Source organism: Candidatus Tisiphia endosymbiont of Beris chalybata (genome assembly GCF_964026555.1).
In the GTDB taxonomy this organism is placed as follows: domain Bacteria; phylum Pseudomonadota; class Alphaproteobacteria; order Rickettsiales; family Rickettsiaceae; genus Tisiphia.
The window spans coordinates 190,133-202,431 of record NZ_OZ032159.1 but is presented as its reverse complement, the minus strand read 5'-3'; the positions used below and the strand labels follow the sequence as shown (position 1 = coordinate 202,431).

The 12,299-nt window shown below is 34.3% G+C and carries 10 protein-coding genes; 5 read left to right on the top strand and 5 right to left on the bottom strand.

The window, feature by feature from the left end; all coding sequences use genetic code 11:
* Positions 1-211: 211 nt before the first annotated feature.
* Complete coding sequence (locus tag AAGD44_RS01015; RefSeq protein WP_341763539.1) at positions 212-1,096, top strand: IS982 family transposase; 885 nt, start codon at positions 212-214, stop codon at positions 1,094-1,096.
* Here AAGD44_RS01015 and AAGD44_RS01010 read toward each other — a convergent pair.
* From AAGD44_RS01010 to AAGD44_RS01000, 3 genes are all read right to left on the bottom strand, one after another.
* Complete coding sequence (locus tag AAGD44_RS01010; RefSeq protein ID WP_341764205.1) at positions 1,093-1,377, bottom strand: hypothetical protein; 285 nt, start codon at positions 1,375-1,377, stop codon at positions 1,093-1,095. The two genes, AAGD44_RS01015 and AAGD44_RS01010, sit on opposite strands and share 4 nt — an antisense overlap.
* 304 nt (positions 1,378-1,681) lie before the next feature.
* A complete protein-coding gene (locus AAGD44_RS01005; protein ID WP_341764204.1) occupies positions 1,682-3,445 on the bottom strand; it encodes an ABC transporter ATP-binding protein in 1,764 nt (587 codons plus the stop codon).
* 196 nt (positions 3,446-3,641) lie between these two features.
* Complete coding sequence (locus tag AAGD44_RS01000) at positions 3,642-4,895, bottom strand: MFS transporter (protein WP_341764203.1); 1,254 nt, start codon at positions 4,893-4,895, stop codon at positions 3,642-3,644.
* A 294-nt stretch (positions 4,896-5,189) separates the two neighbouring features.
* Between AAGD44_RS01000 and AAGD44_RS00995 the strand changes: the two genes are divergently transcribed.
* From AAGD44_RS00995 to ruvB, 3 genes are read left to right on the top strand one after another with little or no spacing between them, the layout of a single operon-like run.
* A complete protein-coding gene (locus AAGD44_RS00995) occupies positions 5,190-5,432 on the top strand; it encodes a Holliday junction ATP-dependent DNA helicase RuvA (protein WP_341764202.1) in 243 nt (80 codons plus the stop codon).
* A complete protein-coding gene (gene ruvA / locus AAGD44_RS00990) occupies positions 5,429-6,043 on the top strand; it encodes a Holliday junction branch migration protein RuvA (protein ID WP_341764201.1) in 615 nt (204 codons plus the stop codon). The genes AAGD44_RS00995 and ruvA overlap by 4 nt, the downstream gene beginning before the upstream one ends.
* A complete protein-coding gene (gene ruvB / locus AAGD44_RS00985) occupies positions 6,036-7,046 on the top strand; it encodes a Holliday junction branch migration DNA helicase RuvB (protein ID WP_341764200.1) in 1,011 nt (336 codons plus the stop codon). The genes ruvA and ruvB overlap by 8 nt, the downstream gene beginning before the upstream one ends.
* Positions 7,047-7,083: 37 nt before the next feature.
* On the opposite strand, the gene AAGD44_RS00980 is transcribed toward ruvB, so the two are convergent.
* Complete coding sequence (locus tag AAGD44_RS00980) at positions 7,084-7,902, bottom strand: YihY/virulence factor BrkB family protein (protein ID WP_341764199.1); 819 nt, start codon at positions 7,900-7,902, stop codon at positions 7,084-7,086.
* A gap of 938 nt (positions 7,903-8,840) precedes the next feature.
* Between AAGD44_RS00980 and AAGD44_RS00975 the strand changes: the two genes are divergently transcribed.
* A complete protein-coding gene (locus tag AAGD44_RS00975; RefSeq protein WP_341764198.1) occupies positions 8,841-11,870 on the top strand; it encodes an HD domain-containing protein in 3,030 nt (1,009 codons plus the stop codon).
* Between the two features lie 252 nt (positions 11,871-12,122).
* Here AAGD44_RS00975 and AAGD44_RS00970 read toward each other — a convergent pair whose 3' ends face one another.
* Complete coding sequence (locus tag AAGD44_RS00970) at positions 12,123-12,266, bottom strand: palindromic element RPE1 domain-containing protein (RefSeq protein ID WP_341764081.1); 144 nt, start codon at positions 12,264-12,266, stop codon at positions 12,123-12,125.
* Between the last annotated feature and the right edge of the window lie 33 nt (positions 12,267-12,299).

Here is a 12,299-nt window from a genome sequence, read left to right as displayed (position 1 = left end):
AGAAAACCCAGAATAATCATTGTCTGTTACTTCGCCACCGCCAGTACCTGTTAATGTTACATTTACAGGTCCTTTTACCCCAGAACTGCTTAATAATACTTTATGAGTGTTTCCAGTACCTTTAATAACGCCATGTTCGACTTTTTTTTAAGATTGACAAAAGAATAGGATAGCCTAATAAGGTCATAGTTCAATTATCGAGAAAGAAGCTATGACCCTAGAAGAGTTTATCATTACTGTGTATTGTTTCATAGAAGAAAAAATGACTATAATAACCAAAAATATCAAAGTAAGGAAAGCAGGATTTCCACCTTGCTTAAGTGACGTGGAAGCATTAACAATGGAAGTGGTGGGAGAATTTATCGGTTTGCACCAAGACAAGCAGATATGGGAATATTTTAAACGTCATTTTCAAGAATGGTTTCCCAATCTAAAGAGTAGACCGTCTTATGTGAAGCAATGTAGCGGTCTTTTATCTATTAAGAACATGCTGCTTGCCGACTTGTTTAAGAGTGCAAGCAAATCAGATCTGCATATGATAGATGGGGTACCGATTCCTGTAATAAATTTGGCCCGAGCAACGAGAGGGCGATGTTTTAAGGAATACGCTGACTATGGGTACTGCGCTTCGAAAGATAGCTATTATTACGGTTTTCTAGGACACGTATTAATTAATGAAGAAGGTCGAATAGCTGGATTCATGATAACTCCTGCTAATGGGTCTGAACGTGAAGCTCTGCAAGTAATGTCTCCTAATATTAGTGGCATGGTACTGGGCGATAAAGGCTATCTTGGTCAGGATTTAAAAGATGAGTTGGCCACCAAAAACATTGATTTACAAACACCTTTAAAAAAGAATATGAAGGATAATAGATCCAAGAATTTCCTTAAATGGATTACTGCTACTCGTCGTTTAATTGAAACTGTTATTGGTCAGCTTACAGAACGTTTTGCTATTAATGCTATCAGAGTTAAGAGTTACTGGCATCTACAATCTCGCATCGCTAGAAAATTACTTGCTCATACTATTGCTACATTTTTGACAAAGTCTTTAAAACTTGTGCCAACACAACTCGAAAAATTAGTTACCTGCTAAAAAAAAGTCGAACATGGCGTTTTAATAGAACCCAGATATACATTATGTACATTTTCTGCTAATGTAAGGCAGGTATTATAAACAGAATGAAGATTTGCATTTGGTGTTTTATCCTCAATAGAGTGAATATCAAGCTGATCCACGTCAACTTTAATATTACAGCCAGCTACCCCATTAATTAAACTTGACCCTGAAACAAATGGTCCTTTTCCACTGAGTCCCTCTCCTGTAGATAAAATAACACCCTTACTAATAACTTCTCTAATTTCTGGTTTAGCCATATAATCCTCCTAAAGGTTTGAATATTTATTAATAACTGTTAGCATTTTATTCATTTATAAATGTTAACAGTTATTAAATATTTTGTTAAATCAACTTTAAGAAAAATATGGAACAAACATTAAAAAATCTTAAGATTGTGATTTAATTACACATGCTGATATAAGGATAATTTTCATAGAATTATTGGACACGCTCACAAGATTTAGGAAAATGGTAGACTTGAAATTATATAGAAGAAAAACAAAATGCGCGGTAATAGAAAATCAGTAGGAATCGGCATAAGCAGTAGCTCTCTGCTCTGCCCTACCCTTCTCCTAGTTCTTTATTATATAATTTATAATACTCCCCTTTATGAGCCATCAGCTGCAAGTGAGTTCCTTGTTCAGCGATGAGGCCGCTCTTCATGACTACTATATGGTCCACGTCTTGAATAGTAGATAAGCGATGAGTTACAATTAAAGTAGTTTTATTTTTTCGAATATTTACTAAAGAATTAAAAATTAGTTGCTCTGAATTGTGGTCTAAAGAACTGGTAGCCTCATCCCATATTAAAATTGGTGCATCTTTTAAAAAAGCTCGAGCTATTGCTAAACGTTGACGTTGCCCTCCAGATAGAGTAGAACCTTGATGGCCAATTATAGTATCATAACCTTCTGGGAGTTGAGAGATAAATTCATCAGCGTCTGCATATTTTGCCGCAATAATGATCTGCTCTCGCAAAGCATTAAGATGACCGTAAGCGATATTATCGGCAATACTAACATCAAATAACGTAGTGTCTTGAGTAACTAAGGAAATTTGGCTTCTTAAAGAACTAATTTGTATGTCTTTAATATCCTGGTTGTTAATTAAAATACGCCCATTTGAAGGATCATAAAAACGTACTAATAAATTTGCAATAGAAGTTTTACCGCTACCAGAACGTCCCACGCAAGCGGTTATTTTGCCTCTTTCTAACTTTAAATTAACTAATTTTAACGCTACTCTATTATTAAAATTTAAGCTTACTTTATCCAAAATTATTTCCGGATTGATGAATTGGCTCCTTTGGGCGCTGAGATTATCTTTTATACTAGGCTCAGTATCTAATACGTTAAATATTCTCTTAGTAGCTGCTATTCCTTCTTGCAAATTTACATTCAAAGATACCAAACTTTTAAAGGGGCGATAGGCAGAAACAAACGCAGTAATGAAGGCAAAAAGGGCGCCTGGGGTAGTTTTCCCTGACATGACTAAATATCCACCATACCAAATTATTCCTGCCACCGCAGTACCACATAATATTTCCATGATTGGGGAAATTAAGGCATCTAATTTGGCCGTTTTTTTTAAAAAATTCAAAATATTGCTTGAAATCAATAACGCTCTATTACTTTCAACTTTTTCCCCTAAAAAAGATTTAACAATTTTAATAGATTGAAAAGTCTCATCTAATCTAGAAGTATAATTAGCTAAATCCTCTTGTGCGTGCCCAGATATTTTACGAATTTTTCTTCCTAATTTTTGGATAGGGTAAATTGCGATAGGAAATACAATAAATACTATACAGGATAATATTGGTTCTAATTTAACCATTAATATTAGGAGAAACAATACGGATAAAAGATGTTTAGCGCATCCAACAAGCAAATTCGACACCGCACCGCGCATCATTGAAATATCATTAGTAAAGCGCGATATCAACCGCCCTGACGATTGTGATTGGATAAATAAAATGTCTGCGAATAATAAATGCTCGTACATTTTAATTTGCAGATCAGTTAAAACTTTCTGACCAATAAATTTAATTAAATAGCTTTGATAATATTCAGCGATCCCCTTAACAGCAAAAGTTAATATTACCGTCAAGGGCAGTATAAGTAGCATTTTACTATCGTGAGTCAAAAATAATTGATCTATGATGGGTTGCACTAATTTTACGCTAATAGTGGAACAAATAGCTGAAATAACCATAAAAAACACAGCAATCATTAGCTGCCTTAAGTAAGGCTTAATATATTCCCCTACTAATCTTTTTAGTGTAATATATGCACTATAGTCATATTTGATTAAGTTGTTTTTTTTCAACTTGTTCCCCTTAAAGTTATTAGATTTTATGGCCTAAATATTTTAGCAATGCTCACAGAAGCTAGTGAACAACGGCATTCTCTATACAAGTTGTTTTTCCCCTCTTATATACTACCCTGCTATGAATTTGCATGCTTCGTTGCTCAAATAGCTCGCCTATTATCTATAGGCTCTACCATCGCGCCTAGCAGTAAAATCATCGGAAAAGGAGCATAGTAGTGGAAGTATATAGATATATCACTGTAGTTAACAATAGCGCTAATAATAACAATAAAAATCCTAGTACTATATGTAAAGAATGAGAATATTGCCATAATACCATACAAAAAAATGGAGTAGTAGAGGAGAGAACCATCCCTCCAATCGAGTGAGAAAGACTATACATCCTATTTCTAATGTTAGTGTGAAATATAGATTGAACAATAATTTGTAGGGGAATCATATAAAAAGGTGCGAGCACTATAAGGAATATAGGAAAATAAATTAGGTAATTATTAATATATAGAACAAATTGGGCAATAACTATAATTAATAAACTTAATAATAGTGAGGTAATAATTTGCAGTTTAGGAGAAAATTTATCAGCTAATTTGCCTGATACTATTGACATTACCGCATAAATTACTATTAAAAGTATATTTAATCTCTGCCCTTGCTGAAAGTCATGAATTAAAGCAAATTTCACTGAAAATACCCCCCAAAAAATAATTAAAAAATGATAAATTCCACCTATAGCCCCGCTAATTACTAAGGCTAAAATAAATTTTTCTATTACTTCTTTGAGGATTTTCTTTAAATCTAAAAATTTTATTTCAGGAGAGTGGGGATTATTTTGATATTGTAAAAACTCTTCACTTTCCACAAAGTAATGACGCATAAATATTATGAATACACCAAATATTCCACCAATAATAAAATTAATACGCCATAGATAGGTAATACTAGTATGTTCTGTTGCTAAATAGTACATTAGTGCTGCTAATAAAGCGCCAACTTGACTACAACATACTACGATACCATTGGCATAATTTTTATACAACTTCCCTACTTTTTCTACTACATAAATTTTTATACCATCACTCTCGCCAGCTAGGCTTATGAAAAATAGCATCCGGCAAAAAGTTAAAATTAGGGTAGAAAATATTCCAATTGTCCCAAAATTAGGAACCAGCCCGATTAAAATTGTTGAGGTAGTAGCTAAAAATACCGAGATTTTTACTGATGTTGCTCGCCCATATTTATCTCCAATAAAACCGAAGATAATCGACCCCAAAGGCCTTGCTATGACTGCTATACCAAAAATAGCATAAAATAATAATATTTGATTATGTGAAGTATCAGGAGGGAAAAAATTCTTAGATAAAGTTGCTGCTGATAAACCAAACAGTGCATAATCATAATAGCGTATAATAATTGTAAAAAAGGCAATTAAAAATGCAGGTCTTATCATATGTTTTATTGAGGAGAACCTTACTATTTAGCTTTAAAACAAAAACTTAAAGTTATATAATCATTACTATATAAATTACTAGGTTCTGTAAAGATTTCTATGTAATGAGTAGATTTATAGGCATTGTTGCTCACAGAACTGCAGCGTACTAAATGTACGTGAGGATTCGAGAACAAAAATAACGACGAAATCGACCATTAGATAGAAACCTTCACAGAACCTAGAAACAAATATTCGCTTATAATTAACGATTAATGAACAAAACTTTATGTCTCCAACAAGATAGGTTTAGATATGGTAAAAAATATATGGTCAAAATTTAAATATCCACTATACATAATAATATATTTAATTGCTACTTTTATTATTGCAAAAATCATACTATTAGAAACTTACTCTGATGATGGAAAATGTCATTGTAGCGATACGCCTCTATTAATACATTATGTTTTTGCTGCTATATTAACTGGCGCTCCTATCATTACCAATATTTGTATCAAAAAGCGTACTCCTAAAATTAAAAATAATAATATATGATAGGCAAATTAAAAGGAAAAATAGATTCATGTTTTAAAGACTATGTAATTATTGACGTTAACGATGTTGGGTATTTAGTATATTGTTCTGGTATGACTTTAAATAAATTAGCTATCAACGAAGTTTGTCAGTTACTAATAGAAACTCATGTACGGGAAGACCATATTACCCTTTTTGGTTTTTTATCTTTTGAAGAGAAATATTTCTTCAATTTATTGCAATCGGTGGGAGGGATAGGCACTCGAATGGCATTAACTATTTTATCGAATTTATCTCCTCTGCAAATTCAATCTTCCATCTTCACCAGAGATAAAGAGGCTTTTAAAGTCGTTTCAGGGGTAGGCAGTAAATTAGCAGAAAGAATTATTGTGGAATTAAAAGATAAAATTGCTAACACTTTTGGGAATATCCACAACCTAAACACTCCCCATAGCAAACAAGACGATACTCTCACGAGCCTAATGTCAGATGCCATGCTTGCTTTAACTTCGCTTGGTGTTAATAGAAATGAAGCACAAAATTTAGTACAAGAAATTATTGCTAAAAATCCTGAGATTTCTATTAATGAACTAGTTAAACTTGCGTTAAAAGCCCGTGGTACCAATGTCTAAGAATATCTTATCGAGCGATAAACTGCCTACAGATCAAGAATTTTCTTTAAGACCTAGCTACTTAAAAGAATTCGTTGGCCAACAACAGATTAAAGAAAATTTATCTATTTTTATCCAGGCAGCTAAAAACCGATCCGAGCATTTGGATCACACATTATTTTATGGCCCCCCTGGCCTTGGCAAAACTACCCTAGCGCAAATTATTTCTAAAGAAATGGGAGTTAATTTCAAAACCACCTCTGGCCCTGCTATCTCTAAAGCAGCTGATTTAGCAGCTATCCTTACTAACTTACAAGAAAAGGATGTATTATTTATCGATGAAATTCATAGGCTTAGTACTCACATTGAAGAAACATTATATCAAGCAATGGAAGATTTCGCTTTAGATATAATCATTGGAGAAGGGCCAGCTGCCAGAACAGTAAAAATTAATTTACCCAATTTTACTTTAGTAGGAGCCACTACTAGACTTGGATTATTAAGCAACCCATTAAGGGATAGATTTGGAATCCCCCTACGCTTGCATTTTTATAATGTAGAAGAATTAAAATTAGTTCTTATTAGAATCAGCAAATTATTAAAGATTAATTTAACAGATGGCGCTTTAGAGGAAATAGCGCGGCGCAGCAGGGGCACCCCTAGGATTGCCATAAGATTAGCCAAAAGGGTAAGAGATTTTGCCTCAGTTGAGAATAAGCTAGAAATTGATCAAGTTATTGCGAATATTTCCTTAAATCGTTTAGAGGTCGATAAAATAGGGTTAGATAGCAATGATTATAGATATTTGAAATTTATAGCCGATAATTATTCTGGGGGACCGGTAGGAATTGATACTATTGCTGCAGCTTTATCGGAGCAACGTGATGCAGTGGAAGAAACCATAGAACCATATTTAATACAAATAGGATTGCTACAACGCACTCCCAGGGGGCGCATAATTACTAAAAGTGCCTTTGAACATCTTGGAATAGAAAGTGTTAGTCAGAATCTTAAATTCTTCTAAATTTAAAATTGCCAAAGGTACGGAAGATGAGCCACTATCACTCCTCTTTTGTATATAAATAATTAAATTCGGAACCATAGATAAAAATCATATTAATAATGTAAAAAAAGATTAAGGTTACTATAATGCTACCAAGTGAGCCATAGATTATACTTAATTGATTATAATACATTAAGTAGGTTGATAATAAATATCCGCTGATAACCCATAACACTACCGTTACTAAGGCTCCAGGGGCTACATCAATGAAATTTAGAGAGGCATTAGGAACAATATAGTATAGTAATGAAGCAGTAATAAATAGCGCACAAAAAAGTATAATATACCGTAAAATATTTAAGGTATGTTTATGTTTTTCTATTATTGTTAATAGGTATGGCAGTTTTGCTAATATTATTGGCACAACTACTAGCAGAAGCATAGCTAACAAGATAAATATACTAATCGCTAGAAATTGGACTATACTAAGAAGCCTGCGCCTTATATAAGGAGGAGGAAATTTTATTTCATAGACCCGATTTAAAATTGTTCTCAGGCACTCCACAAAAGATGAAGCAGTCCATATACTACCAATGATTGCTAAAGTCATTAAGCTCTGAGGAGGGCTTGTTTCTAATTCATTAATTCTCGTTTTTATAGAGTCGGTAGCAAGTTCAGGCATATTATCTAAAAAAATAATAATAAAATTTTTACCAAGCTCTGAAGCCCCCACAAAACTTGTAAGCGCTAATAAAAAGACTAAAAAGGGAAATATTGATAAAAGCACCATAAATGACATATATCCCGAGTGCTCTATACCATCATGTTCAATTGTTCTAAAGGCAGCCTGATATAGGCATTTTATAATTTTTTGCATCAAAATTTCTTTTTATATTTATTATATATACTCGGTGAACTTCGTATACCAACTCTTCAGTTACGAGCAGTATATACCTCAGTTTGATATAAAAATATTTATTTTATATCAAGTCGAGGTGAATTATCCTGCTTTTAGTAGACTTTCTGCGTAATTCAATTAAATTAGTAATATTCTTCTTAAAACTTAATTAAGATTTTTGTAATTTAAAGATTGTATATGTTAACAAAAAATCTTATAATTTTAACAATGAAGACATATACTGTTCGTACCTGAAAAGTTGGTAGACGATAGAATCCACTTCAAGAAGAGGCAGGAGGCTCAAAGTCAAGCAGCGCACTAAAGTACGTGAAGCCTCGATCTTTAGGGCACGACGACACGCCAATTCTTGAAGTACGAGCAGTATATATCCCTATTGTTTAAACAAAGGCAGTAAGCCTTGAAGTATAATCAATTAAGATGCACTAGGGTCTAAGTGCCAGGGTAGAGCCTAGAACTACTATGGTAGAGCAACAAACAACGGCGTCCCTAGATTATATTAATTGACTATAAATACATTAGCTGCATACTGCCAGTCGAGGTCATTCCCTTGGAATGGCGTATTTGATTATTGAGCAATATTTAATTATTTAACATAATCAAATTAAGGCTGAAAGTGATCTCTCCAATTTTATTTTCACTGGTCTCATTTACTTCTATTTTCTAAAAACAAAATTTTTAAGTAGAAAGCTTTGTGAAAGATTTTGATCGAAAATATAAGAGGCTTCCTGCATAAGTCGCTCTAGAGAGCGTCGATCTAGTAGGTGATTTTGTTGTCAAAACGTGGCCTTCCGCTCCTCATGTACATCCTTGTCCATTGTGGTGCTCGGCTTCGTTTTTCCTAAAAATCCCAAGCGCTTTTTCGCCTTATGCAGGAAGCCTAAGGAAATATTACTTTTATGCTCACTAACAGTATTTTTAGGCTTAATGATACTAAATTACAGGAGGCTATCTCTTACATTATATCTCAGGGTCAAAATCCTGCATATGCTTTGGAAGTTGCTGAAATCCTCTTAACGATTTACCCCAATAATAATACAGTAATAGCAGGCTTATTGTCTACTGCTATCTCCACAACAGATTTATCTAAAATTACTCTCCCCCTCCAACAAATTAGCAGCCAATTTGGTATAGAAATAGCCAACATAGTAGAGGGAATCCTTAAAACATCAACAATTCATTACTTACCTTATAATATAAGACAAGCACAGAAATTTTTTGACTTCTTACTTTCTATGCCACAAGAAGTAGCAGTAGGAGTATTATTTGTCAAGCTGGCTCACTTATTACATAATATTAGTATATTTTCGGTCAATCCTACACTTGAAAAATACGCTATTTCTGCTTTAGAAATAATAGAAATTTACGTACCCTTAATGTCAAGAGTAGGATTCGAAGCAATTAAAATTGAACTGCAAGAAATTTGTTTAACAATATTGCAACCAGATATTCGAGAATATATTTTAACCCATCTATATGCCTTTTGTGGCAAAGATATCAAAGCTTTAATTACTAAAATTATTAATTCTCTTCATAATAGCTTGCAGGCTGAAGGTATCCAAGCCAAAATATTCGGTAGGATCAAAACTCCTTATTCTATTTGGTTAAAAATGCTACAGAAAAATATTAATATAGGGCAATTATATGATATTTTAGCATTTAGAATTATAGTAGAGAATGTTGAAGATTGTTATAAAGCCCTTGCGGTCATGCATGCCCATTATCAAAGCGTCAAGGGTCAATTTCAGGATTATATTCACAGACCTAAATCTAATGGTTATCAATCTTTACATACTATAATCATTGGTCCCACTAGGCAAAATATAGAGATCCAAATCCGTACTTGCGCAATGAATGAGAAGGCCCAGCATGGAACGGCAGCACATTGGAAATATAAAAAGAAACCAGCAATTATCAAAGAAAAAGTATATAATATATATCAATCTTTGTACCAATCAGCTTATCTTCCACTTATTAATATACTTAAAACCCCAGCTAAAGACCGAGATATCAAACAGCGTATCCATAGGCTTTATAAATTTGAGTCATATAAAGAGCTAGGGATATTAAGAAATATCAATAGCAGATTATCATTTAATGATCACGCTACTAATATTTACCAAAATAACAACAATACCATACTTACATTGTTAGAACCTAATATAAATTCAGATTTTAATCATAGATTACCTAGTCCCCATGATATGATTGTTAGCTGCAGCGTAGATAGTATCTCTGATTATCCTACTGCGCAGCTAGTGATGAATGACCTTACGACCTTCCAGCAGACAAACTTATTATTGGATACCTACTCAGCCGAAACATATCTATCTAGTGATAGTAACTCTACTCCCCACCTTCCCCCTCAGCTAATGCCGAAAACAGAGCCCCTTAAATTCCAGACCCCACCTAATAATATTTCATCAATTAACGAACCATCTATACAAAACGCACTATATAACCGTATAATAATTACCATTAGCAATATTGAGAAAGACGAAAGTGGTAATTATGACCTTGCAGTTCCTCTACTAGAAGAGCAACCAGCACAAATAGAACTACAAATCTTGCAGCATGACAGTGAGCAATTAGATACAGTACCTTTAGCCCCTCAATTTGACTCCAACGGAAATATTAACCCACCAGATGAAAATAGCCATTCCCCATTAACAGAAGCAATTGATATCAATAGGCCTCTTTCGAAACTCGCATCGCACAGGGAATTTGAAGAAGACTCTTCGCTCCAAACTGCAGCGTACGGGGGTGTATGTGAGGATTTGAGCCTAGATTCGACATTAAAATTTCCTGAAATAGATTTTAATGAAGTTACCTCTGCCTCAACAGTGCAAGGTCTGCAGGATGATGATCCACCTTTTTTATTAGCAATTAAACAGAGAAATATACAGATTATTCAAGAATTTCTCTCTCATCCTAACACAGATATTACGCAAAAAACTCAAGCGAAAGAAACAGCTTTGATATTAGCTATCCAGACTCTGGATATAAAAACATACCAACTTTTAGTAAGTCACTTTCAAGCTAATTGGCAAAATATTTTTAAGAATGATATAAAAGAATTTAAAGAATATATTAATTGGCAAGATCACTTTGGTAGGAGCGCCTTTTCCTACGCAACAGAGTATTATTTAATAGGGGGGACTGATAATCCTGCAATTATTAAAGCATTACTTGAATGGAAAGGCAGCCAACAGGAACCCTTAATAAGTAGTGAAGAACAGGAGGATGTATGGAAGCAGCTCCTAGAGGAGGATGAAGGATATATATCAAAAGATGCCGAATCAATGGAAGATGAAGATACTATAGTCAATTCAGGAGAATTTGGTGCTAGGAGCGATGGAACGACGGCTATAGATAATAGGCAAGAGACGAGTGACGATGTCACCAACTTCTCATCAATTGACTATAAATCACCTGAAGATTCTATCTCTAATACCGAAAGGCGATCTACGCTCCGCAAAATAGCCGAAGAGAATATACCTCTTGCGCAGCTCACTTGGAGCCGCAAACTTGAAGGAGATGAGGCCAGCAAAACCGCAGCGCACCTAGATATGGAAGAAAAAGCGATTCGGGAAGTATCACCTATAAAGCTGATAGACATAGAAATGACTGCTAGAAAGGTAGTAGAAGACGCATTAAGCAAAGCGGCGTTTGAGGTAGACAAAATAAAGGAAATACCGGGATACGGTAGATTCTTTCCTATCCTATGCTTATTAAACCGCAAAGCAAAGGACGAGAAGTTTAATATATACAGCCCCAACTATCTAGAACAAGAAGTAACAGATACGGACCCTATAAATATAGAGAGAACCACGAAGGAACTAGCAGAATATAAACTACGAGAAGCACCCTATGAGGAATGGACAATCCAGAATATAGGAGAGTGTGACGACCTGCCTACTTTTGGGTGAATTGTTCGTATGAAATCTAGTGAATGTTTTACTAACCATGCCTAAGATGCGACAGTCTGATGAACAAAAATTAAGAAAATATTAAGATATGGATCTAATTTTACTACTATACTGTTCGTACCTGAAGAGTTGGTAGACGATAGAATCAACTTCAAAAAGAGCAAGGAGGCTCAAAGTCGAGTACCGCAGCGTACATATTAGTACGTGAGGAGCGCAGTCTTTAGGGCACGACGACGCCAATTCTTGAAGTTCCTAGAGTAGACCTCTTGCATAACCTAATCTAATTGGTAATTTTGTCGTCGAAACTCCTCTCTGTTCCTCACGTACGTCTATGTACGCTGCGGTACTCGACTTCGTTTCTCCTAAAAATTCTTCAATTATCTTTAGGTTATGCAAGAGGTCTAGTATATAAAAATTTCCTTCACAGAA

Excerpts from the sequence above, each read along its gene's own strand:
- AAGD44_RS01015 (WP_341763539.1), top strand. The coding sequence starts at position 212 with ATGACCCTAGAAGAGTTTATCATTACTGTGTATTGTTTCATAGAAGAA.
- AAGD44_RS01010 (WP_341764205.1), bottom strand. The coding sequence starts at position 1,377 with ATGGCTAAACCAGAAATTAGAGAAGTTATTAGTAAGGGTGTTATTTTA.
- AAGD44_RS01000 (WP_341764203.1), bottom strand. The coding sequence starts at position 4,895 with ATGATAAGACCTGCATTTTTAATTGCCTTTTTTACAATTATTATACGC.
- AAGD44_RS00995 (WP_341764202.1), top strand. The coding sequence starts at position 5,190 with ATGGTAAAAAATATATGGTCAAAATTTAAATATCCACTATACATAATA.
- ruvA (WP_341764201.1), top strand. The coding sequence starts at position 5,429 with ATGATAGGCAAATTAAAAGGAAAAATAGATTCATGTTTTAAAGACTAT.
- ruvB (WP_341764200.1), top strand. The coding sequence starts at position 6,036 with ATGTCTAAGAATATCTTATCGAGCGATAAACTGCCTACAGATCAAGAA.
- AAGD44_RS00980 (WP_341764199.1), bottom strand. The coding sequence starts at position 7,902 with ATGCAAAAAATTATAAAATGCCTATATCAGGCTGCCTTTAGAACAATT.
- AAGD44_RS00975 (WP_341764198.1), top strand. The coding sequence starts at position 8,841 with ATGCTCACTAACAGTATTTTTAGGCTTAATGATACTAAATTACAGGAG.